Below are 25,999 nucleotides of genomic sequence, written 5' to 3'. Positions count from 1 at the left end.
TAAGCTCTTCAGCGCCGATGGTAGTTGGGGGTTTCCCCCTGTGAGAGTAGGACGTTGCCAGGCAATGCAAAAGTCAGAGGAAGATATAATCCTCTGGCTTTTTTCTATACAATTTTTTAGCTAATTTGCTTTTGCCTTAATTAATTGCATCCAGCTAGCGTTTATGACATCTTTGTTGCAATTTGTAATAAAAACTAAACACGAATATAACTAACGTTCGGAGCATCTTCTTGTATAAAGACTATAAAAAGCATTTCATATCCATCTGTTTTTATGAAAAGCCGTTAGGCTTTTCTTGTTTTGATTTATTAAATAAATGGCAAGGATATATTTGTAGTCTATGGTCGGGCTGTTAAATAGCTAATTCGAGTCTCTTGCGCTTTTTTCCAATTCACTATATAGTAAATGTAAAGTCAAATATAGTCAAAGTCAATGAAAGGAGGGGTTGAATGAGAAATATATCTGATGTTATTGAACAATATTTGAAAAGCGTTCTAGAAATGAATGATCAAGATATTGTTGAAATAAAAAGAAATGAAGTAGCAGATAAATTTCAATGCGTACCATCTCAAATTAATTATGTGATAAATACACGTTTTACAATGGAACGTGGTTATATTGTAGAAAGTAAACGCGGTGGCGGTGGCTATATACGAATAATGAAAGTGCAGTCTCATGATGATACCCACTTAATTGAACAACTATTAACGTTAATTGGTCCAAGAATCTCTCAAACAATAGCTGAAAATATTATAGGTCGATTAATTGAAGAAGAGGTTATTACTGAAAGAGAAGCAAAAATCATGTTGAGTACTGTTGATCGATCAATCTTATATATTAGCCTTCCAGATAGAGATGAATTACGATCTAGAATACTCATTGCGATGTTGACATCACTAAAATACAATTAATGGTATGAGGATTTCAGATGATATTAATAATCTAGACAGGAGAGGTGAAGTCATTGATATGTCAAGAATGTAACAAGAGACCTGCAACGTTACACTTTACAAAAATTATCAACGGAGAAAAAGCTGAAACCCACGTTTGTGAGCATTGTGCACAGGAAAAAGGAGAAATGTTTATGCTTGCAAATAATCAAGGCTTTTCGATTAATAACTTAATAGCAGGGCTACTCAATATGGAACCTTCTCTACAAGAAAAACAACGTAATTCATTTCATCAAAATGAGGTTATTCAATGTGACAAATGTAAAATGACTTATACTCAATTTTTAAACATTGGTAAATTTGGATGCTCTGAATGTTATAAAACGTTTAAAAATCATTTAACTCCTATACTCAAGAGGTTTCATAGTGGAAACACAATTCATTCTGGAAAAATCCCGACAAGGATAGGTGGAAATATACATTTACGTAAGCAAATAGAACAATATAAACAAACACTTCAGGAGTATATAGTCAGTGAGGAGTTTGAAAAAGCAGCAGAAGTTCGTGATAAGGTTAGGGCTTTAGAACGAAGTTTAAGTCAGATAGACATGGGGGAGGGATAACTATGTCACTTCAGCGGTTTCTACAAAAAGCAATAAGCTCCTGGATGAGTGAGGATGGCCCTGAATCAGATATCGTACTTTCTAGTAGAATTAGACTTGCACGAAATATAGAAAATATATGGTTTCCTACTGTCATAACAAACGAAGAAGCGCATAAGATCATTCAATTATTTAAATTGGTATGTGAAGAAAAAGCCCCGGAATCTTTTGGGAAGCTAGAATTATTAGCGATGAATGAAATGCAGCCTATTGAAAAAAGAGTACTAGTTGAAAAGCATCTCATTAGCCCTCAATTAGCCGAAGATGCGCCTTTTGGAGCTTGTATTTTATCAGAAAATGAAGAAGTAAGTATCATGATAAATGAAGAGGATCATATACGAATTCAATGTTTGTTTCCTGGGTTTCAGCTTAGTGCAGCTCTAGAAAAAGCTAATGAGTTGGATGATTGGATTGAAACACATGTAGACTATGCGTTTGATGAACAGAAAGGGTATTTGACTAGCTGTCCAACAAATGTTGGTACTGGATTAAGGGCATCGGTCATGATGCATTTGCCTGCACTTATATTAACCCAACAAATGAGTAGAATTATTCCAGCAATCAATCAACTTGGTCTAGTTGTTAGAGGAATATATGGTGAAGGTAGCGAAGCATTAGGTAATATATTTCAAATATCAAACCAAGTAACACTTGGAAAATCTGAAACTGATATTGTGAATGACCTAGAAAGTGTGGTGCAGCAACTGATTGCTCAAGAACGCTCTGCACGAGAAGCATTAGTAAAAACATCTGGTATTCAACTAGAAGACAGGGTATACCGCTCATATGGTACATTAGCACATAGTCGCGTTTTGGAGACAAAAGAAGCTGCTAAATGTTTGTCTGACATTCGTTTAGGCATTGATATCGGATATATAAAAGATATATCGAGTAATATTTTAAATGAATTAATGATTGTAACACAGCCTGGATTTCTTCAGCAATATGCAGGCGGTCCATTAAGATCACATGAACGTGATATTCGTAGGGCAACATTGATTAGAGAAAGAATAAGTTTGGAAAAAAGCAATCAAAATGAGTTTGGAGGTCGAGAATTATGATGTTTGGTAGATTTACTGAGCGAGCACAAAAAGTTTTGGCATTGGCACAGGAAGAGGCAGTTCGTTTAGGTCATAATAACATAGGAACGGAGCATATTTTATTAGGTCTTATTCGCGAAGGTGAAGGGATTGCAGCTAAGGCGTTAGTTGCTCTTGGCTTGGAATCTAATAAGATACAAGAAGAAGTTGAAAAGTTAATCGGTAGAGGTCAAGAAACAACTCAAACGATTCATTACACACCTCGTGCCAAAAAAGTAATAGAATTATCTATGGATGAGGCGAGAAAGCTAGGACATTCTTATGTAGGAACAGAGCACATTTTACTGGGTCTCATCAGAGAGGGTGAAGGTGTTGCTGCTCGAGTTTTAAATAACTTAGGAGTAAGCTTAAATAAAGCACGTCAACAAGTGCTTCAGCTGTTAGGGAGTAATGAAACTTCATCAGGTCATCAAGGGGGAGCGGCTACGAATGCTAATACACCTACATTAGATAGTCTCGCACGAGATTTAACAGCCATTGCCCGAGAAGGAAGCTTAGATCCTGTCATTGGTAGAAGTAAAGAAATTCAGCGTGTAATTGAAGTTTTAAGTAGACGCACAAAGAACAACCCAGTCCTAATAGGAGAACCTGGAGTTGGTAAGACTGCAATTGCTGAAGGGTTAGCTCAACAAATTGTAAATAATGAAATACCAGAAATTCTACGTGATAAGCGTGTAATGACTTTAGACATGGGCACAGTGGTGGCAGGAACTAAATATCGCGGTGAATTTGAAGATAGACTGAAAAAGGTAATGGATGAAATTCGCCAAGCAGGTAATATCATATTATTTATCGATGAACTTCATACATTAATTGGTGCTGGTGGAGCTGAAGGCGCTATTGATGCTTCAAATATTCTAAAACCATCATTAGCTAGAGGGGAGCTTCAATGTATTGGAGCTACAACTATAGATGAATATAGAAAATATATAGAAAAAGATGCTGCGTTAGAAAGGCGTTTTCAGCCGATACAAGTAGATGAACCAACGAATGAGGAATCAATTCAAATCTTGAAAGGTTTACGTGATCGGTATGAAGCACATCACCGTGTATCAATCAGTGATGAGTCAATCATACAGGCGGTAAAATTATCCGACCGCTACATTTCGGATCGCTTTTTACCTGACAAAGCGATTGATTTAATAGATGAAGCAGGATCAAAAGTTCGTTTGCGGTCTTATACGACACCACCAAATTTAAAAGAGCTTGAACAAAAATTAGATGAAATAAGAAAAGAGAAGGATGCAGCAGTACAAAGTCAAGAGTTTGAGAAAGCAGCCTCTCTACGGGACACTGAGCAACGCTTAAGAGAACAATTAGAGGAAACAAAGAAAAGCTGGAAGCAGAAACAAGGTCAAGAAAACTGTGAAGTAACAGTAGAAGACATTGCTAAAGTTGTTGCAAGCTGGACAGGAATTCCTGTATCTAAACTTGCTCAAACTGAAACAGATAAATTGTTAAATTTAGAGGAAATCCTGCATTCAAGAGTAATTGGGCAAGAAGAAGCTGTGAAAGCAGTTGCCAAGGCTGTACGTCGAGCGCGTGCTGGATTGAAAGATCCGAAAAGACCTATCGGCTCATTTGTATTTTTAGGCCCTACCGGTGTTGGTAAAACTGAGCTAGCAAGAGCATTAGCTGAATCAATGTTTGGTGAAGAAGATGCCATGATACGAATTGATATGTCTGAGTATATGGAGAAGCACTCGACGTCAAGACTAGTTGGTTCACCGCCAGGTTATGTCGGTCATGATGAGGGTGGACAACTAACAGAAAAAGTTCGTCGTAAACCATACTCAGTTATTCTTCTAGATGAAGTTGAAAAAGCACATCCTGAAGTTTTTAATATTTTGCTTCAAGTTCTAGAAGACGGTAGGTTAACTGATTCAAAAGGCCGTACAGTAGATTTTCGGAACACAGTGTTAATTATGACATCAAATGTTGGTGCAGATGCGCTAAGACGAAATAAGTTTGTTGGATTTAATGTACAGGATGAAAACCAAAATTATAAAGATATGAAGGGGAAAGTGATGGATGAGCTGAAAAAAGCATTTCGTCCGGAGTTTTTAAATCGTATCGATGAAATTATTGTTTTCCATTCTTTAGAGAAAAAGCATCTTAAAGAAATCGTGACATTAATGACAGAACAATTAACAAAAAGATTAGTGGAGCAAGAAATTGCCCTGGAAATTACAGACGCAGCAAAGGAAAAGCTAGCAGAAGAAGGAAATGACCTAGAGTATGGAGCACGTCCTTTGCGCAGAGCCATTCAAAAGCATGTTGAAGATTTGCTTTCTGAAGAATTGCTCAAAGGAACGATTGCAAAAGGTCAGAAAGTTATGCTAGATGTTGTTGAGAATGAGTTTACTATTCGCTTAGCAGAAGAAATTAGTGAATTAAACCACTTATAAAATACGATAAGTAAGAAAAGAGGTATACGTCAGCATGCAAAGTCGTATACCTTTTCTTCTTTAGATCTATTTATATTGTCATAAAATATAATACACATAGGTATTTTAAATAGAGGAGCTTAACATAATGGCTAAAAGAAAAACAAAGTTTAGTTGTCAAACTTGTGGATATGAATCAGCAAAATGGATGGGAAAGTGTCCTGGGTGTAATGCGTGGAATACAATGGTAGAAGAAATTGAACAGACAAAATCTGCTCGGAAGGGATCGTTTTATGTAGCACCTACTTCTACCAGTACAAAACCTACAGCTATAACAAAAATAGAAACGACGAACGAACCTAGAATGTATACGGATTTTGTGGAATTTAATCGGGTGTTAGGTGGAGGTATTGTTAAAGGATCGCTTGTATTAATAGGTGGAGATCCTGGTATCGGAAAGTCAACATTGTTATTGCAAGTATCATCAAAATTAGCTCATTCTGAACATAAAGTATTATATATATCTGGAGAAGAATCAATAAAACAAACGAAGCTTCGTGCAGATCGACTAGAGGTTAATGGAGAAAATGTGTTCGTGTTAGCTGAAACCGATTTAGAGTATATATCAAAAGCCATTGAAGAGATGGAGCCATCATTTGTTGTTATTGATTCAATACAAACTATTTTTCACCCTGAGGTTACATCAGCTCCAGGTAGTGTATCGCAAGTAAGAGAATGTACCGCTGAGCTTATGAAAATTGCAAAAACGAAAGGAATCGCCACTTTTATTGTTGGTCATGTTACGAAAGAAGGCTCAATTGCTGGGCCACGGTTACTTGAACATATGGTGGATACAGTTCTTTATTTTGAAGGTGAACGTCATCATACGTATAGGATATTAAGAGCTGTTAAAAACCGCTTTGGATCAACAAATGAAATAGGAATCTTTGAAATGAAGGAACTAGGTCTAACTGAAGTTCAAAACCCATCTGAAATTTTTCTAGAGGAGCGTTCAAAAGGAGCAGCTGGATCTACAGTAGTAGCCTCTATGGAAGGAACAAGGCCCGTTCTCGTCGAAATACAAGCACTCATTTCACCAACAAGTTTTGGTAATCCACGAAGAATGGCAACGGGAATCGATCATAATAGAGTATCACTGCTTATGGCTGTATTAGAAAAGAGAGTGGGGCTATTGCTGCAAAATCAAGATGCATACTTAAAGGTTGCAGGAGGAGTCAAGTTAGATGAACCTGCAATTGATTTAGCTGTAGCCGTCAGTATCGCTTCAAGCTTTCGAGACCAACTATCAAACCCTACAGATGTAGTTATCGGAGAAGTTGGCTTAACTGGGGAAGTACGACGCGTTTCTAGAATTGAACAGCGAGTTCAGGAAGCTGCGAAGCTTGGCTTTAAGAGGGTTATTTTGCCTGAGAAAAACTTAGGAGGATGGTCTGTTCCAGCTGGAATTGAGGTGATTGGAGTATCATCTGTTAATGAGACCTTACAACATGCATTGGGAGGGTAGATAGTTAATGGAGAGAGTGCATAGCGAGCAAATTGTAGCAGACATATTAAAGCTTATTGCCCCTGGAACCCCTATTCGGGAAGGGTTAGATAACGTCTTACGTGCAAAAACCGGTGGCTTAATCGTTGTTGGCTACAACGATAAAATGAAAAAATTGGTTGATGGCGGCTTTCAAATAAATTGTCAGTTCTCACCATCATATTTATATGAATTAGCTAAAATGGATGGTGCAATTATCTTAAATGAATTAGGGTCGAAAATTTTAATATCCAATGCACAATTAGTTCCAGATTCTTGTATTGTTGTATCTGAAACGGGCATGAGGCACCGTACTGCAGAGAGATTTGCGAAACAAACTGGGAGCTTAGTCATCGCTATCTCACAACGCCGTAATGTTATTACTTTATATAAAGCTGACTTTCGCTATGTATTAAAAGATATTGGTGTCATTTTGACGAAAGCAAACCAAGCTATGCAAACACTTGAGAAATATCACTCTGTTTTGAATCAAAGCATGACCAATTTAGGTGCTTTGGAATTTGAAGAGCAAGTAACTTTTTCGGAAGTATTACAAGTTCTACATCGCATTGAAATGGTGTTGAGAATTCAAAATGAGATCATCAGCTATGTCACTGAGTTAGGTTCTGAAGGAAGGTTAATACGTCTACAAATGAACGAATTAGTTGCCCATATTGAAGAGGAAGCAATTTTACTTATTAAAGATTATGCATGTGAAGCTAAGGAAGATATTGATGCAATTTTACTTAAAATACAAAAGCTTTCGAGCTCGGAGCTTCTTGATGATTATCTACTCTTAAAATTACTTGGGTATCCTCAAAATACAAATATAGATAAAGGTGTAATACCTCGTGGGTATCGAGCCTTATATAAAATACCACGTTTGCCATCAGTCGTTATAGAAAATTTAATAGAAACCTTCAAAAATATGAATCAAATCGTGAAAGCAAGTGTAGAACAATTAGATGAAGTAGAGGGGATTGGAGAAGTTCGAGCACGAAAAATTAAAGAAGGACTTAAAAGAATACAGCAGCAATTGTTAATTGATCGTCAAATATAGTAGTCATTTGCAATCATCACATAAAGGATGATATGCTAAGTGAAAGATGTCTTTATTTTACAAATATATTTCATCGCGGTTACAAATAGAAAAAATAATAGTAATAGTACGTTTCAATTATTGCAAACTGTTTATAATGTATAGAAGGAGGTGAAAGAATGTTAAAAAGAATTGTTCAATTATTTTTTCTCATTATCGGTGGGATATTAGGTATATTTTATATTCCATATTTATTACCTTTAATGAATATTGATAACATTGCATTGTTAAGAGAACATTACATGCTAGCCATATTAGGTGCACTTATTTTCTTTCTTGTTACATTTTGGTTAGTAGATTATATAGTAAATTTAATACGTTGGTTAGAGGAGACTGTTGTCAAGGCTCCAGCAACTGATGTAGTCTTTGGGAGTTTAGGGTTAATCTTTGGCCTTATTGTTGCTTTTTTTATTAATATCCCAATACAAAAATTCCAATTTTTATTATTCAATACCATTATACCTATATTTTTGACTCTGTTATTAGGTTATTTAGGCTTTCAAATAGGTTTTAAAAAGCGAGACGACCTTATTAACTTATTTTCAATATCTAACCGTAAAGGAACAAAAAAAGGCAATGAAGAAGATTTTGAGCTGTATGATAAAAAATTAAAAATATTGGATACAAGTGTTATTATCGATGGTCGTGTAGCGGATATATGTCAAACAGGCTTTTTAGAAGGAACGATCGTCATACCCCAATTTGTCCTAGAAGAACTTCAGCATATCGCGGATTCAGCGGATGTGTTAAAACGTAATAGGGGTAGAAGAGGGCTTGATATTTTAAATCGCATACAAAAGGAATTATCAAATAACGTTGAGATATATGAAGGTGATTTTGAAGATATTCAGGAGGTTGATAGCAAGCTCGTAAAGCTCGCTAAAATTACTTCTGGAGTGGTAGTTACAAATGATTTTAACTTAAATAAAGTTTGTGAATTACAAAATGTAGCTGTGTTAAATATTAATGATTTGGCAAATGCCGTGAAACCGGTTGTTCTTCCAGGGGAAGAGATGAATGTCCAAGTAATTAAAGATGGGAAAGAACAAAATCAAGGCATTGCGTATCTTGATGATGGAACGATGATTGTTGTTGAAGATGGAAGAGATTATATAGGTAAAAATCTTGATGTGTTAGTTACGAGTGTACTACAGACTTCTGCTGGGAGAATGATCTTTGCTAAGCCGAAGTTGTTAGAAAGAGCATTATAAGATATAATACAAAGTTTATATAAATGATAAGGTTATAGGTGAAGTGAACACGTTCCTTAACCTTTATCATGCCTATACAAATGTTAGGAGAGCAACATGATGTTATATAAGGTAGTCATTCCTGCAGCAGGACAGGGGAAAAGAATGAATGTAGGTATGAATAAACTGTTTATGTCATTACAGTCAACGCCAATCATAGCCCATACTTTAAAAGTTTTTGAAACTGACCCCCATTGCGTAGGAATTGTCCTAGTTATTAATTCACTAGATGAGCAATATATGAGGGAAATTGTAGAAGAGAACAACTTTTCGAAAATAGAAAAAATCGTGTATGGTGGAGATGAGCGGCAGCATAGTGTACATATGGGCTTAAAAGCAGTTCATAATGTTGATATTGTGCTCATTCACGATGGTGCAAGACCTTTTATTAAAACCGAGCATATTCATTCTTTGGTTAATAGGGCATACAAAGACGGGGCGGCTGTTCTTGCAGTACCTGTTAAAGATACTGTGAAGCGTGTTCTGGATTTGAAAGTGGAGGAAACATTTGAACGATCTAGCTTGTGGGCAGTGCAAACGCCACAAGCTTTTCGTATATCATTATTGGAAGAAGCGCATGAGCAAGCTATTAAAGATAAATATATTGGTACCGACGATGCCAGTTTAGTAGAACGACTAAATAAACAAGTAATGATCGTCGAAGGTGATTATCAAAATATCAAAATTACTACACCAGAGGATATCAAATTTGCACATGCAATTTTAGGTGAGTAGTTTTAACGATAAGCGAGTAACATAGAGAGATAAAGTAACGGGAGTGAAGGTAATGATTCGTATTGGGCAAGGTTTTGATGTTCATCAATTTGCTGATGATAGACCTCTAATATTAGGGGGAATTGAAATTCCCCACGTAAAAGGTTTGTTAGGACATTCAGATGCGGATGTACTATTACATACAATTGCAGATGCCAGTTTAGGGGCCATTGCAGCAGGGGATATTGGCAAACATTTTCCGGATACAGACCCACAATATAAAAATGCTGATTCATCACTACTACTTCAACACGTTTGGAAGCTAGTAAAGAATGAAGGTTATGAATTGGGCAATATTGATTGTACGATTATTGCTCAACAACCAAAAATGTCCCCATATATTGACCAAATGAGGGGAAGAATTGCTGAACTTCTAGAGGCTTCTATTGACCAAGTAAATGTAAAAGCTACAACTACTGAAAAGCTTGGGTTTACAGGAAGAGAAGAAGGAATAGCTGCTCAAGTAGTTATTTTACTAAAAAAAAGGTAGCAACATAGACATGCTTTGTATACAATCATGTTTGGTGATAAAATAACGATAAAACTTTGCTATGTACAATTATGGGGGTAACAATTATGGTGAAAGATATAAGGGTTCGTTATGCGCCAAGTCCAACAGGACATTTACATATAGGGAATGCGCGTACGGCATTATTTAATTATTTATTTGCACGAAATAATGATGGCAAATTTATTATCCGAATTGAAGATACGGATAAAAAGCGTAACATTGTAGGTGGAGAAGAAAGTCAATTAAAATATTTATCTTGGCTAGGAATTGATTGGGATGAAAGTGTTGATGTAGGTGGGAATTATGGACCTTATCGTCAATCGGAAAGAAATGATATTTATCAGCAGTATTATAATGAACTATTAGAGAAAGATTTAGCATATAAATGTTATTGTACTGAGGAAGAACTAGAAAAAGAGCGAGAAGAGCAATCGTTAAATGGAGGCATGCCACAATATTCAGGGAAATGTCGTCATTTAACGGATGAGCAACGCAAGTCTTTAGAAGCCGAAGGTCGAAAACCTAGCATTCGTTTTAGCGTACCATCTGAAAAGACATACCGTTTTCAAGACATGGTAAAGGGTGAAGTGACTTTTGAATCACAAGATATTGGTGATTATGTCATTGTTAAGAAGGATGGTACCCCAACGTACAACTTTGCAGTAGCAGTTGATGATTATCTTATGAAAATTTCACATGTTTTACGTGGTGATGATCATATTTCTAATACACCAAAGCAAATGATGATTTATGAAGCTCTTGGATGGGAGTATCCTACATTTGGTCATATGACTTTAATTGTAAATGAGAGCAGGAAAAAGCTTAGTAAGCGGGACGAAGCGATTATTCAATTTATTGAGCAGTATGAAGAATTAGGTTATTTGCCAGAGGCTTTATTTAACTTTATTGCACTTCTAGGTTGGTCACCAGGTGGTGAAGATGAAGTATTTACAAAGGAACAATTGATTGATATTTTTGATGCTAAGCGTTTATCAAAATCACCTGCTTTATTTGATAAACAAAAATTGACATGGATGAACAATCAGTATATAAAACATCTAAGTGCCGATGACATCGTAAACTTATCCTTGCCTCATTTAACTAAAGCTGGGCTCATAGAGGAAAACATGGATGAAGAAAATAGAGAGTGGGTTCGAAAATTAATTTTATTACACCAAGAAAAAATGAGTTACGGGGCAGAAATTATTGGTTTAACCGAAATGTTTTTTAAAGCAGATATCAAGTATGATGAGGAAGCAAAGGTAGTTTTATCAGAAGAGCAAGTAAATGAGGTACTTACTGGGTTTCTATCAGAGATTGAACAGCTTGAATTATTTAAAGCAGAGCACATTAAAGCAGCAATGAAATCTGTTCAAAAATCTACAGGCCACAAAGGTAAAAAGCTCTTTATGCCGATTCGTGTTGCGACAACAGGTCAAACACATGGCCCGGACTTACCAATGGCAATTGAGTTACTCGGTAAGGAAAAAATTAAAGAGCGGATAAAAAGCTTAATTAGTTAACTTTTTTTTAACTTTGTAATATAGTAAAGATATATGAATCGATGTTTAAATGTGTAAGTAAGGCTATTATGCATAGATGTTGCTAAGTATTAAGGATTAAATATGTAAATTACAATATATATTTTGGGAAACAAGATTTTTACAAAATGAATGATACGTAATTACGTTGACGAGGAAAAGTAAATGAGCGGATAAAGATATTTAAGAGAGGACCATCATCGGCTGAAAGTGGTTCATATCCCCGCTTTTTGAAATGCACCTCTGAGTATTCTAGGTGAACTAATCTTTGATTAACTAGCTTAGGACGGATTCCCTTCCGTTAGAAGGGTTGAGTTGGGGTAGGCTTGCAAATTTGAGCTACCTAAACAGGGTGGAACCGCGTGAAAACGTCTCTGTGCATAGGCATAGAGGCGTTTTTTCGTATATGGATATGTACACGTATACAACTTATGTCCATCGTGTCTTTTCTTTTATATAGGAATTTTCGTAAAAAACTTAACAAGAATATTACTAAAGTTTGGTGCATCTTTTCTTCTATAAAACGATGACACTTACGCAAATTAATATCTTTATTTTCTAGTATAGGTACATTAGCAACGAAGTTTACGAAAAGAGCATCGTTAGAAATTCAACACCTTTATTGATGAGTTATGGAAAATATGGCCCTTACAGTCATTTCAACATAAAAACATTTGATAGTATTGGCATTCTATACAATCGAATTGTCTTGTTTCAACACATGGTGGGGATGATTGAGGCTCTTGCACTTTTCTTGTCTTTTGAACAAATAATAAGAATGGAGGGGAACACCGTGTTTAAAATGTTTAAAGAAGATATTGAGGTGATTTTTGAGCAAGATCCAGCTGCAAGAAGCTATATTGAGGTGATCCTTACTTATTCTGGGTTACATGCTATTTGGTCACATAGGATAGCTCACGGATTATTTAAGCGAAAACTGTTTTTTCTTGCTAGACTCATATCACAAATAAGCAGGTTTTTTACTGGAATTGAAATTCATCCTGGTGCTCAAATAGGAAGGCGCTTATTTATTGATCATGGCATGGGTGTTGTCATAGGTGAGACGTGTGAAATTGGAGATAATGTTACGATATATCAAGGTGTTACGTTAGGAGGAACAGGTAAGGAAAAGGGTAAGAGACACCCGACTATTAAGGACAATGCACTTATCGCAGCAGGAGCAAAAGTATTAGGATCTATAACTATTGGAGAGAATTCAAAGATTGGGGGAGGCTCTGTTGTCTTACATGACGTTCCTGACAATTCTACAGCAGTTGGTATACCTGGAAGGATAGTTATAAAAAATGGTGTGCGTGTTAAAAAAGACTTTAATCATCGAGATTTACCAGACCCGATTGCCGATCGTATAAGAGAAATTGAATTAGAAATGAATGAATTACGAAATGAACTAGCAGAAATGAAAGAGAGGAAAATAGAACATGCCAATTCAAATTTATAATACACTTACTAGAGCAAAGGAATTATTCATACCTATTGAAGAAAATAAGGTTACAATGTATAAGTGTGGACCAACAGTATATAACTATATCCATATTGGAAATGCACGACCTGATATTATATATGATACAGTTAGGAGATATTTTGAATATCGCGGGTATGATGTGAAATATATTTCCAACTTTACTGATGTTGATGATAAGATTATAAAAGCTGCTAACGAGTTAGGTGAGGACGTACCTACTGTCTCTGAGAGGTTTATTCAAGCATATTTTGAAGACGTTTCCGCGTTAGGATGCAAAAAAGCAGATGCTCATCCACGAGTCACAGAAACGATGGATATTATTATTGACTTTATTCAAGCTTTGATTGACAAAGGTTATGCTTATGAATCAGGTGGAGATGTTTATTACAAAACGCGTGAATTCGACGGATACGGAAAATTATCTCATCAATCAATTGACGAACTGCGAGTGGGTGCTCGAATTGAAGTCGATGAGAAGAAAAACGATTCAATAGATTTTGTTCTTTGGAAAGCAGCCAAGGAAGGAGAGATTTCCTGGGAAAGCCCATGGGGCTTAGGTAGACCTGGTTGGCATATCGAATGCTCTGCAATGGTGCGAGAATATTTAGGAGATACAATAGATATTCATGCAGGAGGGCAAGACTTAATTTTTCCACATCATGAGAATGAGATAGCTCAATCAGAAGCTTTAACAGGAAAACAGCTTGCTAATTATTGGATGCATAATGGATATATCAATATAGATAACGAAAAGATGTCGAAATCATTAGGGAACTTTGTTTTGGTTCATGACATTATTAAAGAGCATGACCCACAAGTGTTGCGCTTTTTTATGCTATCTGTTCATTACCGCAATCCAATAAATTATAATATTGAATTACTTCAGAGTGCCAAAAGTAGCCTCGAGAGATTACGTACAGCATATACGAATTTAAAACATCGGATGAATAGCAGTGCTAATCTAACTACGAATGATGATGAATGGATTCAAAATATTAGTCAATACAAAGAGAAATTTATTGAAGAGATGGATGATGATTTTAATTCTGCCAATGCAATTACAGTATTATTCGACCTTTCTAAGACTGCAAATCTATATTTAATGGAAAAAAACACTTCCAATCAAGTTATTCAACAATTTGTATTGCTCTTTGAAGAAACCTTTACCGTGCTTGGACTCACATTAGAAAATAACGAGCTACTTGATGATGAAATAGAAGAACTGATTCAACAAAGAATAGATGCTAGAAAGAATAGGGATTTTGCATTATCTGATCAAATTAGAGATGAGTTAAAAGAACGAAATATTATACTTGAAGACACAGCTCAAGGTACAAGATGGAGAAGAGGGTAAGGAAGATGTTACATTCACCTAATATTATTGATGTGAAACAGTTAAACAGTCTAGCTTTAGCATATATGGGTGATGCTGTATACGAAAGTCATGTGCGGCATCACTTATTACTAAAGGGTAATATTAGACCTAATCAGTTACACAATATTGCTAAAGCATATGTGTCAGCAAAAGCGCAAGCGAATGTTATACACTTCTTTCTCCAAAATGATATCCTTAGTATTGAAGAGCAAACAATCGTAAAAAGAGGGCGTAATGCAAAATCAGGTACCATTCCAAAAAATACAGATGTACAAACATATCGATATAGCACAGCGTTTGAAGCTTTATTAGGGTACCATTATTTAATGGGAAATGAAGATAGGTTTGAGGAGCTTGTAAGAGAATCTTTTCAATTTATTGAGAAACAAAAGAAAGGAGGTAAATGATGAATCAGGAATATATTATTGGCAAAAACCCTGTGTTAGAAGCGCTAAAATCAAAGCGTGAAATTAATAAGATTTGGATTGCTGAAGGATCACAAAGAGGGCAAATGCAACAGGTTGCTCAGCTTGCAAAGGATAAGCAAGTACCAGTTTCGTTTGTCCCAAAGAAAAAGATAGACCAAATGATTGATGGCAATCATCAAGGTGTTATTGCTCAAGTGGCTGCATACGAATACGCAAGCCTAGATGATCTATACCGTAAAGCAGAGGAAAAAGGAGAAATGCCCTTTTTTATCTTACTCGATGAAATTGAGGATCCACATAACCTCGGTTCTATCATGCGAACTGCAGATGCAGTTGGTGCTCATGGCATTATTATTCCGAAGAGAAGAGCGGTAGGATTAACTGCAACTGTTGCTAAAGCTTCAACCGGAGCGATAGAGTATATTCCAGTAGCTAAGGTGACTAATTTGTCTCGCACAATAGAAGAGCTTAAAGAAAATGGCATATGGATCATTGGTACAGATGCAAATGGTCAAGATGACTACAGGAGCATTGACGGAAATATGCCTTTAGGACTTGTCATTGGTAGTGAAGGAAAAGGGATCGGAAGACTTATTAAAGAAAAATGTGATTTTCTCATTAATCTTCCTATGCGTGGGAAGGTAACATCTTTAAATGCATCGGTTGCTGCTGGCTTACTAATGTATGAGGTTTACCGTAAACGAATCCCGTTAGGGGACTAACCTTTATGGATATCCTGATTGTTGATGGATACAACATTATAGGGGCATGGCCAAACTTAAGACCTTTAAGGGATAAAGATTTTAACTCAGCTCGCGATAACTTAATCAATCAGATGGCTGAATATAAAGCTTATACTGGTTATAGAGTAATCATTGTTTTTGATGCTCACCTCGTTAAAGGCATTGAAAAGAAATTAAAAAACCACAAAGTAGAGATCATATTCACACGTGAGAATGAAACTGCAGATGAGCGCATAGAGAAGCTAGTGAAAGAACTTAATAATATTCAAACGCAAATTCATGTTGCAACATCGGATTATATGGAACAATGGACGATTTTTGGACAGGGTGCATTGAGAAAATCCGCACGAGAACTATACAATGAAATGACCGCTATTAAACAGCGAATTGAGAAGAAGGTCAAAGTTACACAACAAAAAAAGCCAAAGTCTAAAATACATCTTAGTGAAGAAGTTGCAGAAATTTTCGAAAAATGGAGACGTGGACAACGATGAGTGGTTGACGTTGAAAAAAATCGTGCTGTATAATATTTCTATATAACGGTCGGAGGGATCTGTGTGGTTTCGAACTTCAAAGGGAAGACAAGGGGAATATATGAGCAGTATGAGGATGAACATATTGTAGAATTAGTTCACAGTGGCAATAGTGAAGCGCTTGATTATTTGATCAATAAGTATAAAAATTTTGTCCGTGCAAAAGCGAGATCGTATTTCTTAATTGGAGCAGATCGAGAAGATATTGTCCAAGAAGGCATGATAGGCTTATATAAAGCAATACGTGATTTTAGAGAGGACAAGCTTACATCATTCAAGGCTTTTGCGGAATTATGTATAACGAGACAAATTATTACTGCTATTAAAACTGCTACTAGACAAAAACACATTCCGTTAAATTCCTATGTATCACTGGACAAGCCTATTTATGACGAGGAATCGGATCGAACACTAATGGACGTAATTTCTGGTACGAAGGTAATGAATCCAGAAGAACTCATTATAAATCAAGAAGAATATGATGATATTGAAGTGAAAATGTCAGAGCTATTAAGTGATTTAGAAAGAAAGGTATTAGTTCTTTATTTAGATGGAAGGTCTTATCAGGAAATTTCCGAAGATCTAAATCGTCATGTGAAATCTATTGATAATGCACTACAAAGAGTAAAAAGAAAGCTTGAGCGTTATTTAGAGTTGAGAGAGATAAGCTTGTAGCTTTCCTCCATTTGTTAACAGTTGTTGACATAGAAAAGAATGGTATGATAATCTTTTAAGGACATGTATGTCTATGGTAGGTGTTATCATGAGTAAAAAAATAGTCCTTGCATGCAGTGAGTGTGGAAGTCGAAACTATATAACTATGAAAACTGATGCAAAAACAGAGAAAAGACTTGAAATAAATAAGTTTTGTAAAACTTGTAATACACATACAACCCATCAAGAAGCAAAATAATTTTTAACAACCTAGATTATATAAAAACCGGCGCTGGAGGTTACGTATATGAAACGTTTAACAACATTTTTGCGTGATGTTGTACGTGAAATGAAAAAAGTAAGTTGGCCTAAACAAAAGGAATTGACTCGCTATACTATTACGGTACTTTCAACTGTAGTATTTTTTGTGTTGTTTTTTGCTTTAACAGACCAAATTATTTCTTTTTTAATTGAATTAGTAGTTGAATAACAATTGCATTGTCATGGTATAATGATTGATAAAGTTAGTAGATGAAAAGCCCGGTAACGGGTTTTTTGATTTGGGAAGAAAAAATGTATTTATGGCAGACGCTTTAACAAGAAGACGCAGATAACCAGGTATATAACCTGCTGATGAATGTTTTACGTCTGAGAGTGCCTTTATGAAAATTGACGAAACGTTAACTCTTTAGGTGTAGGAATCTTAACCATCTACATGAGGTCACTATACCTTTTTACTAGAAGGCAAAAAAAGCGCCTTCAAGTGAGGTGACTCCAGTGCTTTTGGTGGGATGAATGAGACGTTTGGTCTTTGCTGAGTGACTAGCTTCAACAGCCGTCAGCTCGAGGTTATAAGCCAATTCGTCAATAAGGATAAAAAGCAACCTTTTTGATGGTTCGCCATATGCTTGTCACCAGTGAGTGCGCTGTTTGCGCTTTCAGGTCTATTTTATTGTTGGGGAGGGAAGGACATAATAAGTCCTATCGAATGGAAAAGAATTGGTATGTTGTTCATACGTATTCAGGTTATGAAAACAAAGTAAAAGCAAATTTAGAAAAACGTGTTGAGTCAATGGGAATGCAAGATAAAATATTTAGAGTTGTAGTTCCTGAAGAAGAAGAAACAGATGTGAAGAACGGAAAAAAGAAAGTCGTTAAGAAAAAAGTATTCCCAGGATATGTGCTGGTAGAAATCATAATGACAGATGACTCTTGGTATGTTGTACGAAACACACCTGGAGTAACAGGTTTTGTCGGATCATCAGGCTCTGGATCAAAACCAACTCCGTTGTTACCAGATGAAATTACTCATGTATTAAAAAGAATGGGTATGGAAGAAAAAGTCGTTGAGGTTGATTTTGAACTTAGTGAAACGGTAAAAGTGAAGGATGGTCCTTTTGCTAACTTTACAGGTAAAATTGAAGAGCTTGATGTTGATAAGAGTAAAGTTAAAGTCCTTGTAAATATGTTTGGACGTGAAACGCCAGTTGAACTAGACTTTGACCAAATAGAAAAAATATAACCAATTAAACTTGAAATGACACAAAAAAAGTGGTAATATTTCAAAGTCAGTATGTCTCAAAAAATATGGGGCTAGATGATAATATATCTTTATTATAGTGAGTGTTCAAAGAAGGATGAAGAAGTACTAGTGGGCTATGCTACTAAATTTCATGTACATATGCATCGTACATGAGAAGTGGTAAGGTATGCTGACTTAAGTCTCTTGACGGTTCCTTCTCTCAGACGATTTGGACATCCTCGAATAGATAATAAAGGTTTACGATGAGTGGGAGGGAATACCCTATTACCACATCACGGACTTTAAGGAGGTGTGTCTCGTGGCTAAAAAAGCAATAAAAGTTGTTAAGTTACAAATTCCTGCTGGTAAAGCAAATCCGGCACCACCGGTTGGACCAGCCTTAGGGCAAGCAGGTGTAAATATCATGGGATTCTGTAAGGAATTTAATGCTCGTACAGCTGATCAAGCTGGTTTAATTATACCGGTTGAAATTACAGTTTTCGAAGACCGTTCATTTACTTTTATTACTAAAACTCCACCTGCAGCAGTATTACTTAAAAAAGCTGCTGGAATTGAGTCTGGTTCAGGTGAACCAAACCGTAATAAAGTAGCGACTGTAAAACGTGACAAAGTACGCGAAATTGCTGAAACAAAAATGCCTGATTTAAATGCAGCAAATGTTGAATCAGCAATGCGAATGGTTGAAGGTACAGCCCGCAGTATGGGGATTGTTATTGAAGATTAATCGCGTGCGCATATAGGTGTTGGGAGGTTGCGGCTATGAGTGCATTCTCATTCGCAACCTTTATTCGTGGGAGGTTGTTCCGTTAAAACCACAAATAAGGAGGAAATACAATGGCTAAAAGAGGTAAAAAGTACGTAGAGGCTGCTAAATTAGTAGACCGTACAAAAGCTTACCCAGTGGGAGAAGCGATTGAACTAGTTAAGAAGACAAACACAACAAAATTTGACGCAACGGTTGAAGTTGCTTTCCGTTTAGGTGTTGACCCTAAGAAAGCAGATCAACAAATCCGTGGTGCTGTCGTACTACCACATGGTACTGGTAAAGTACAACGTGTGTTAGTTTTTGCAAAAGGTGAAAAAGCAAAAGAAGCAGAAGCAGCGGGTGCTGATTTTGTTGGTGATAGCGACTACATTAATAAAATCAATCAAGGTTGGTTTGATTTTGATGTGATCGTTGCAACTCCAGATATGATGGGTGAAGTAGGTAAATTAGGTCGAGTATTAGGACCTAAAGGTTTAATGCCTAACCCTAAAACAGGTACTGTAACATTTGATGTTGCGAAAGCTATTAATGAAATTAAAGCTGGTAAAGTAGAGTACCGTGTAGATAAGCAAGGTAACATTCATGTGCCAATTGGTAAAGTTTCCTTTGAAGAAGGGAAGTTAGAAGAAAACTTCACTACAATTTTTGACACAATGGTAAAAGTGAAACCTGCAGCAGCGAAAGGTACGTACATGAAAAATGTATCAGTAACTTCAACGATGGGACCTGGAATTAAAATTGACCCTTCAACAGTAACTGGTGCAAACTAATTAATAAATAATTTGACAAACAGGTTATGATTCTATATAATCATTCTTGTTGTTTAAATAGAATATGATTTATACCGGAGACAGTAGGTGCTCGTAATGAGCTTAATTTCCCACCGAGGTGTTTTGTAAATATACAGTGTAATAACAGAATGTTAATTATTGTATATCAAACCTCCGTGTCTTAAAGATGTGGAGGTTTTTTGCTGGAGAAGAAAATTTAATTTCGGCATACACCAAGCGGTATAAGTAACCAGAGAAAAATTATAGGAGGTGTAGGGATGAGTAACGCAGTTGAACAAAAACAGCAGATCGTTACGGAAATTGCTGATAAACTTCGTGGTAGTAAATCAACGGTAGTAGTAGACTATCGTGGTTTAACTGTTGCAGAAGTAACAGAACTTCGTAAGCAACTTCGTGAAGCAGGTGTTGAATTTAAAGTATATAAAAATACTTTAACACGTCGTGCAACAGAAGAAGCTGGTTTAGAGGGGTTGAACGAACATTTAACTGGACCAAATGCAATTGCTTTTGGTGTTGAAGATGTAGTAGCTCCTGCGAAAATTCTTAACAACTTTGCGAAAGACCATGAAGCACTTGAGATTAAAGCAGGTGTGATTGAAGGTAATATCGCATCAGTAGAAGACGTTAAAGCTCTTGCAGAACTTCCATCACGCGAAGGATTATTATCTATGTTGCTTAGCGTTCTTCAAGCACCTATTCGCAATCTTGCTCTTGCAACAAAAGCTGTTGCAGATCAAAAAGAAGAACAAGGCGCATAATTTAAGTAAACAAATAGTATTCGTATAAAAAATTACAACTTTTCAAGGAGGAAATTAAAATGACTAAAGAACAAATCATTGAAGCGGTTAAGGAAATGACTGTTTTAGAATTAAACGACTTAGTAAAAGCTATTGAAGAAGAATTTGGTGTAACTGCTGCTGCTCCTGTAGCTGTAGTAGGTGGAGCTGCTGGTGGAGACGCTGCTGCTGAAAAAACTGAATTTGATGTAGAACTTACAAGTGCTGGTTCACAAAAAATTAAAGTTATCAAAGCTGTTCGTGAAATCACTGGTCTTGGCTTAAAAGAAGCTAAAGAATTAGTTGATAACACTCCAAAAACACTTAAAGAAGGCGTTTCTAAAGACGAAGCTGAAGAACTTAAAGCGAAGCTTGAAGAAGTTGGAGCTGGCGTAGAAGTTAAGTAATTTTGTTGAATAATAAAAAAGCTCGCTAATAATATTAGCGAGCTTTTTTTAAGAATCATATTATTAAAAATATGTTGTTGTTGTTTTTAACATGCATTTGAGTATCTGATGTCTTTAGAGGAGAAAAGGTGCCAAGAGCGTTAGTTATATTGGCTTTTAGCTCTATTGACGAAAAGCAACAATTATTAAGAATGAAACATTAAGATAAGATGCTGTGAATAGTTAACTTCTAAGTGCGTGAAACAACAATTCATGCTAAAGAAGTTAATACGAAATTTTAAGAAGGACAGGGGGTCGTTTTTTGGGGGATCATTATTTTACAGATAAGCCTAAAGTGAATAGCAACCCACAAACTTGGAGTTATGAATTAAAGGGCTTTATGTTTTCTTTTATTACAGATAATGGTGTATTCTCGAAAAGTGAAGTTGACTTCGGTTCTAAATTATTAATACAACATTTTGAGCCTTCTGAAGCAGGTGGTTCTATACTTGATATTGGCTGTGGTTACGGGCCGATTGGTCTTTCGATTGCAAAAGCATTTCACAAACAACGGGTGGAAATGGTTGATGTTAATGAACGGGCACTTGAGTTAGCTGAAAAAAATAAGCAATTGAATGGTGTTTCAAATGTAACCATTTATAAAAGTGATTTGTTTGAGGGTGTAAATCAACGGTCTTTTTCTGCGATATTATCAAATCCACCTATTCGAGCAGGGAAAAAAGTAGTTCATACGATATTAGAAAAAAGTATCGATTATTTAGATGATGGTGGAGAGCTATGGGTTGTTATTCAGAAAAAGCAAGGGGCTCCCTCGGCAGTTGAAAAGCTTAAAGCAATCTTCAGGGAAGTAGAGATCGTTACTAAGAAAAAAGGCTATTATATCATAAAAGCAAAAAAAAGTTGACGGTTATTTTTTGTTGTGTTAATATTATAAAATGCCAAATATGTATTTTTTCTAATATAATTGAAAAAAATATCATATTAGTTGTATATTGTTTAGTTTGAATGGAAAAACTAAAAAAATCAATAGTTCGTGAGTAAAATGTGGTTTTCTAAAAAGAAACCCTTTTATTTTTTGCCTTATGACTGATGATTTTTCAGTTCGTAAGACAAATATATATGCAGTAATAATAAAACGCTTGATTTGAGGGGTGAATCAGTTGACAGGTCAAGTAGTTCAGTTTGGACGACACCGCCAACGAAGAAGTTACGCTCGTATTAGTGAAGTATTAGAATTGCCAAATCTTATTGAAATTCAAACCTCTTCATATCAGTGGTTTCTTGATGAGGGTCTTAGAGAAATGTTTAGAGATATTTCTCCAATTGAAGATTTTACAGGTAACCTTTCACTTGAGTTTATTGATTATAGCTTGGGTGAGCCTAAGTACCCTGTAGCAGAATCGAAGGAACGCGATGTTACATATTCTGCTCCACTGCGCGTAAAAGTACGCTTAGTGAATAAAGAAACAGGTGAAGTGAAGGACCAGGATGTATTTATGGGAGATTTCCCGTTAATGACAGAAACAGGTACGTTTGTTATTAACGGTGCTGAGCGAGTAATTGTTTCTCAGCTTGTACGCTCACCTAGTGTTTATTACAGTGGCAAAGTTGATAAAAACGGTAAAAAGGGTTTTACAGCAACTGTAATTCCAAACCGAGGAGCATGGTTAGAATATGAAACTGATGCGAAGGACGTAGTATACGTGCGTATCGATCGTACTCGGAAGTTACCGGTTACGGTTCTTTTGCGTTCGTTAGGGTTTGGGTCTGATCAAGAAATCATCGATTTAATTGGTGATAACGAATATATCCGCAACACCCTTGAAAAAGACAACACCGAAAGTACTGAAAAAGCATTACTAGAAATATATGAACGTCTACGACCAGGTGAACCACCTACAGTAGAAAATGCAAAAAGCCTACTAGAGTCTCGTTTCTTCGATCCGAAGCGTTATGATCTAGCTAGTGTAGGACGCTATAAAATTAACAAGAAGTTGCATTTGAAAAATAGATTATTTAATCAGCGCTTAGCTGAAACACTTGTTGATTCTGAAACTGGTGAAATCATTGCTGAAAAAGGAACTTTGTTAGATCGTAGGACACTAGATCGCATACTTCCTCAGCTAATCGATGGAGCTGGGTTTAAAAGCTTCCATACAGTAGGTGGAGTAATAGAAGAAGAGATTTTACTGCAGTCTATTAAAATTTATGCGCCTAGTGATGCAGATGGTGAGCAAGTAATTAATGTGATCGGCAATGCTTATATTGAGGAGTCTGTTAAGAATATTACTCAAGCTGACATTATTGCTTCTATTAGTTACTTCTTTAATCTATTACATCAAGTAGGAGATACGGATGATATTGACCATTTAGGTAATCGTCGTCTTCGCTCGGTTGGAGAATTACTCCAAAATCAATTCCGTATTGGGCTATCAAGAATGGAACGTGTTGTGCGTGAAAGAATGTCTATACAAGATACGAATACAATCACGCCACAACAACTTATTAATATAAGACCTGTTATCGCATCTATAAAAGAATTCTTTGGAAGCTCACAGCTTTCTCAGTTTATGGATCAAACAAATCCGTTAGCTGAATTAACTCATAAGCGTAGATTATCAGCGCTTGGACCAGGTGGTCTGACCCGTGAACGTGCCGGGTTCGAGGTCCGAGATGTTCACTACTCACATTACGGTCGGATGTGTCCTATTGAAACACCAGAGGGTCCGAACATCGGGCTAATCAACTCATTATCATCTTTTGCAAAGGTAAATCGATTTGGTTTTATAGAAACACCATATCGAAAAGTTGATCCTGAAACTGGTAAAGTGTCTAGCAAAATAGATTACCTTACTGCAGATGAAGAAGATAACTATGTAGTTGCACAGGCTAATTCTAGGTTAACAGAAGACGGGACTTTCGTAGATGATGATGTGTTTGCCCGTTTCCGTGGTGAAAATATCGTTGTTAAAAGTGAACGTGCAGACTATATGGATGTATCTCCTAAACAAGTCGTTTCTGCTGCAACAGCTTGTATACCGTTCTTAGAAAACGATGACTCTAACCGTGCATTGATGGGAGCGAACATGCAACGTCAAGCTGTACCGTTGATGCAGCCTGAGGCACCAAGGGTTGGTACAGGTATGGAATACGTATCTGGTAAGGATTCAGGGGCAGCTGTAATTTGTAAACATCCTGGAATAGTAGAGCGTGTTGAAGCGAAAGAGGTTTGGGTAAGAAGGTATGAAGAAGTAGACGGTCAAAAGATCAAAGGTAACCTTGATAAATATCGTTTATTAAAATTTATTCGTTCAAACCAAGGTACATGCTACAACCAACGTCCAATTGTAGCTGTTGGTAATGAAGTGAAAAAGGGAGAAATCCTTGCTGATGGACCTTCGATGGAGTTGGGAGAATTAGCGCTAGGTCGTAATGTGCTTGTAGGATTTATGACTTGGGACGGCTATAACTATGAAGATGCGATCATCATGAGTGAACGACTAGTGAAAGATGATGTCTATACTTCAATTCATATCGAAGAATACGAATCAGAGTCACGTGATACAAAGCTTGGACCTGAAGAAATCACTCGTGATATTCCTAATGTAGGTGAAGATGCACTTCGAAACTTAGATGAACGCGGTATTATCCGTATTGGTGCTGAAGTGAAGGATGGAGATCTGTTAGTAGGTAAAGTAACGCCTAAAGGTGTAACGGAGCTTACTGCTGAAGAACGTTTACTCCATGCGATTTTCGGGGAAAAAGCTCGTGAAGTTCGTGATACTTCACTCCGTGTTCCTCATGGAGGAGAAGGAATAATCCTTGATGTAAAGGTGTTTAATCGCGAAGATGGCGATGAATTACCACCTGGAGTTAATCAGCTTGTTCGAGTATATATCGTTCAAAAACGTAAGATTTCTGAAGGTGACAAAATGGCAGGGCGCCACGGAAATAAAGGTGTAATTTCAAGAATTTTACCTGAAGAAGATATGCCATATTTACCAGATGGTACGCCGATTGATATTATGTTAAACCCATTAGGGGTTCCTTCTCGGATGAACATCGGTCAGGTATTAGAATTACACCTTGGAATGGCTGCTAGGAAACTCGGTATACATGTTGCGTCTGCGGTATTTGATGGTGCTCGTGAGGAAGACGTATGGGCTACATTACAAGAGGCAGGTATGGCTCGCGATGCTAAAACGGTCTTGTATGATGGACGTACAGGAGAGCCATTTGACAATCGTGTATCAGTCGGTGTTATGTATATGATTAAACTAGCACATATGGTTGATGATAAGCTACACGCTCGTTCAACGGGTCCTTATTCACTAGTAACCCAACAACCTTTGGGTGGTAAAGCTCAATTCGGTGGTCAGAGGTTTGGTGAAATGGAGGTTTGGGCACTTGAAGCATACGGTGCTGCTTATACACTACAAGAGATTCTAACTGTTAAGTCAGATGACGTCGTAGGTCGTGTGAAAACGTACGAATCTATTGTCAAAGGTGAAAATGTACCTGAACCTGGTGTTCCTGAGTCATTTAAAGTATTAATTAAAGAGCTACAAAGTTTAGGTATGGACGTTAAAATGCTCTCTAGTGATGAACAAGAAATAGAAATGCGTGATACTGAAGATGATGATGATCAACAAAATGCTAGTGTATCTATGGATGAAGAAGCTCCTGTAGAACAAGAGGTAGATGCAGTGGTGAAAGAGTAAGAGATAGTAAAAAGCAATACTT

25 protein-coding genes and 2 other annotated features are annotated in these 25,999 nt (G+C 36.5%); all 25 genes read left to right on the top strand.

All coding sequences use genetic code 11. The annotated features are described in order from the left end of the window. Positions 1–449: 449 nt before the first annotated feature. The 25 genes from SLH48_RS20100 to rpoB all read left to right on the top strand — a co-directional run bounded on the left by SLH48_RS20100 (position 450) and on the right by rpoB (position 25,977). Positions 450–911: a CtsR family transcriptional regulator gene (locus tag SLH48_RS20100; protein WP_320259576.1), complete on the top strand. Its 462-nt coding sequence runs from the start codon at positions 450–452 to the stop codon at positions 909–911. 53 nt (positions 912–964) lie between these two features. Further along, on the top strand, positions 965–1,513 hold the full coding sequence (locus SLH48_RS20095) for a UvrB/UvrC motif-containing protein (RefSeq protein ID WP_320259575.1): 549 nt from the start codon (positions 965–967) through the stop codon (positions 1,511–1,513). Positions 1,514–1,515: 2 nt separating this feature from the next. Then, positions 1,516–2,613 carry a protein arginine kinase gene (locus SLH48_RS20090; RefSeq protein ID WP_320259574.1) on the top strand — a complete coding sequence of 366 codons (1,098 nt, stop codon included), beginning with the start codon at positions 1,516–1,518 and terminating at the stop codon, positions 2,611–2,613. Next, on the top strand, positions 2,610–5,060 hold the full coding sequence (gene clpC, locus SLH48_RS20085; RefSeq protein ID WP_320259573.1) for an ATP-dependent protease ATP-binding subunit ClpC: 2,451 nt from the start codon (positions 2,610–2,612) through the stop codon (positions 5,058–5,060). Before SLH48_RS20090 ends, clpC begins: the two co-directional genes overlap by 4 nt. A gap of 127 nt (positions 5,061–5,187) precedes the next feature. Next, a complete protein-coding gene (gene radA, locus SLH48_RS20080; protein WP_320259572.1) occupies positions 5,188–6,564 on the top strand; it encodes a DNA repair protein RadA in 1,377 nt (458 codons plus the stop codon). Between the two features lie 7 nt (positions 6,565–6,571). Continuing rightward, complete coding sequence (gene disA / locus SLH48_RS20075; protein WP_214483879.1) at positions 6,572–7,642, top strand: DNA integrity scanning diadenylate cyclase DisA; 1,071 nt, start codon at positions 6,572–6,574, stop codon at positions 7,640–7,642. Between the two features lie 158 nt (positions 7,643–7,800). Then, a complete protein-coding gene (locus SLH48_RS20070; RefSeq protein WP_320259571.1) occupies positions 7,801–8,892 on the top strand; it encodes a PIN/TRAM domain-containing protein in 1,092 nt (363 codons plus the stop codon). A 99-nt stretch (positions 8,893–8,991) separates the two neighbouring features. Then, complete coding sequence (gene ispD / locus SLH48_RS20065) at positions 8,992–9,666, top strand: 2-C-methyl-D-erythritol 4-phosphate cytidylyltransferase (RefSeq protein WP_320259578.1); 675 nt, start codon at positions 8,992–8,994, stop codon at positions 9,664–9,666. 52 nt (positions 9,667–9,718) lie between these two features. Next, complete coding sequence (gene ispF / locus SLH48_RS20060; RefSeq protein ID WP_320259570.1) at positions 9,719–10,195, top strand: 2-C-methyl-D-erythritol 2,4-cyclodiphosphate synthase; 477 nt, start codon at positions 9,719–9,721, stop codon at positions 10,193–10,195. Positions 10,196–10,281: 86 nt separating this feature from the next. Then, the gene (gltX, locus tag SLH48_RS20055; RefSeq protein ID WP_320259569.1) at positions 10,282–11,739 is read left to right on the top strand and encodes a glutamate--tRNA ligase; all 1,458 of its coding nucleotides are present in this window, start codon (positions 10,282–10,284) and stop codon (positions 11,737–11,739) included. A 157-nt stretch (positions 11,740–11,896) separates the two neighbouring features. Further along, positions 11,897–12,136, top strand: a binding site (T-box leader). A 414-nt stretch (positions 12,137–12,550) separates the two neighbouring features. Further along, complete coding sequence (gene epsC, locus SLH48_RS20050) at positions 12,551–13,216, top strand: serine O-acetyltransferase EpsC (RefSeq protein WP_410626603.1); 666 nt, start codon at positions 12,551–12,553, stop codon at positions 13,214–13,216. After that, positions 13,197–14,594, top strand: a complete 1,398-nt coding sequence (gene cysS, locus SLH48_RS20045; protein ID WP_320259568.1) for a cysteine--tRNA ligase — start codon at positions 13,197–13,199, stop codon at positions 14,592–14,594. The genes epsC and cysS overlap by 20 nt, the downstream gene beginning before the upstream one ends. Positions 14,595–14,599: 5 nt before the next feature. Next, a complete protein-coding gene (locus SLH48_RS20040; RefSeq protein ID WP_320259567.1) occupies positions 14,600–15,022 on the top strand; it encodes a Mini-ribonuclease 3 in 423 nt (140 codons plus the stop codon). Beyond that, entirely contained in the window at positions 15,022–15,765 is a 744-nt protein-coding gene (gene rlmB, locus SLH48_RS20035) for a 23S rRNA (guanosine(2251)-2'-O)-methyltransferase RlmB (RefSeq protein WP_320259566.1), read from the top strand. Before SLH48_RS20040 ends, rlmB begins: the two co-directional genes overlap by 1 nt. A 5-nt stretch (positions 15,766–15,770) precedes the next feature. After that, positions 15,771–16,280, top strand: coding sequence for an NYN domain-containing protein (locus tag SLH48_RS20030; protein WP_320259565.1), 510 nt, complete (start codon positions 15,771–15,773; stop codon positions 16,278–16,280). A 57-nt stretch (positions 16,281–16,337) separates the two neighbouring features. Next, positions 16,338–16,994 carry an RNA polymerase sporulation sigma factor SigH gene (sigH, locus tag SLH48_RS20025; RefSeq protein WP_214483885.1) on the top strand — a complete coding sequence of 219 codons (657 nt, stop codon included), beginning with the start codon at positions 16,338–16,340 and terminating at the stop codon, positions 16,992–16,994. A gap of 88 nt (positions 16,995–17,082) precedes the next feature. After that, entirely contained in the window at positions 17,083–17,232 is a 150-nt protein-coding gene (gene rpmG / locus SLH48_RS20020) for a 50S ribosomal protein L33 (protein WP_214483870.1), read from the top strand. Between the two features lie 48 nt (positions 17,233–17,280). Next, on the top strand, positions 17,281–17,463 hold the full coding sequence (gene secE, locus SLH48_RS20015) for a preprotein translocase subunit SecE (protein ID WP_214483869.1): 183 nt from the start codon (positions 17,281–17,283) through the stop codon (positions 17,461–17,463). Between the two features lie 498 nt (positions 17,464–17,961). Beyond that, a complete protein-coding gene (gene nusG, locus SLH48_RS20010; RefSeq protein ID WP_214483868.1) occupies positions 17,962–18,495 on the top strand; it encodes a transcription termination/antitermination protein NusG in 534 nt (177 codons plus the stop codon). A gap of 319 nt (positions 18,496–18,814) precedes the next feature. Continuing rightward, positions 18,815–19,240, top strand: coding sequence for a 50S ribosomal protein L11 (gene rplK / locus SLH48_RS20005; RefSeq protein ID WP_214483867.1), 426 nt, complete (start codon positions 18,815–18,817; stop codon positions 19,238–19,240). Between the two features lie 110 nt (positions 19,241–19,350). Next, positions 19,351–20,052 carry a 50S ribosomal protein L1 gene (gene rplA, locus SLH48_RS20000; protein WP_320211100.1) on the top strand — a complete coding sequence of 234 codons (702 nt, stop codon included), beginning with the start codon at positions 19,351–19,353 and terminating at the stop codon, positions 20,050–20,052. 56 nt (positions 20,053–20,108) lie between these two features. Then, positions 20,109–20,263 (top strand) — a sequence feature (ribosomal protein L10 leader region). Between the two features lie 67 nt (positions 20,264–20,330). Further along, positions 20,331–20,831: a 50S ribosomal protein L10 gene (rplJ, locus tag SLH48_RS19995; protein ID WP_214483865.1), complete on the top strand. Its 501-nt coding sequence runs from the start codon at positions 20,331–20,333 to the stop codon at positions 20,829–20,831. Between the two features lie 59 nt (positions 20,832–20,890). Then, positions 20,891–21,256: a 50S ribosomal protein L7/L12 gene (gene rplL, locus SLH48_RS19990; RefSeq protein WP_214483864.1), complete on the top strand. Its 366-nt coding sequence runs from the start codon at positions 20,891–20,893 to the stop codon at positions 21,254–21,256. Positions 21,257–21,557: 301 nt separating this feature from the next. Further along, entirely contained in the window at positions 21,558–22,160 is a 603-nt protein-coding gene (locus SLH48_RS19985) for a class I SAM-dependent methyltransferase (RefSeq protein WP_320259563.1), read from the top strand. Positions 22,161–22,416: 256 nt separating this feature from the next. Continuing rightward, entirely contained in the window at positions 22,417–25,977 is a 3,561-nt protein-coding gene (gene rpoB / locus SLH48_RS19980) for a DNA-directed RNA polymerase subunit beta (RefSeq protein ID WP_320259562.1), read from the top strand. Positions 25,978–25,999: the final 22 nt, after the last annotated feature.

The sequence above is a fragment of the Cytobacillus sp. IB215316 genome (assembly GCF_033963865.1).
Taxonomy (GTDB): domain Bacteria; phylum Bacillota; class Bacilli; order Bacillales; family SM2101; genus Nanhaiella; species Nanhaiella sioensis.
Note: the sequence above shows the minus strand (reverse complement) of the source record. Positions and strands in the feature narration are given on the sequence as shown.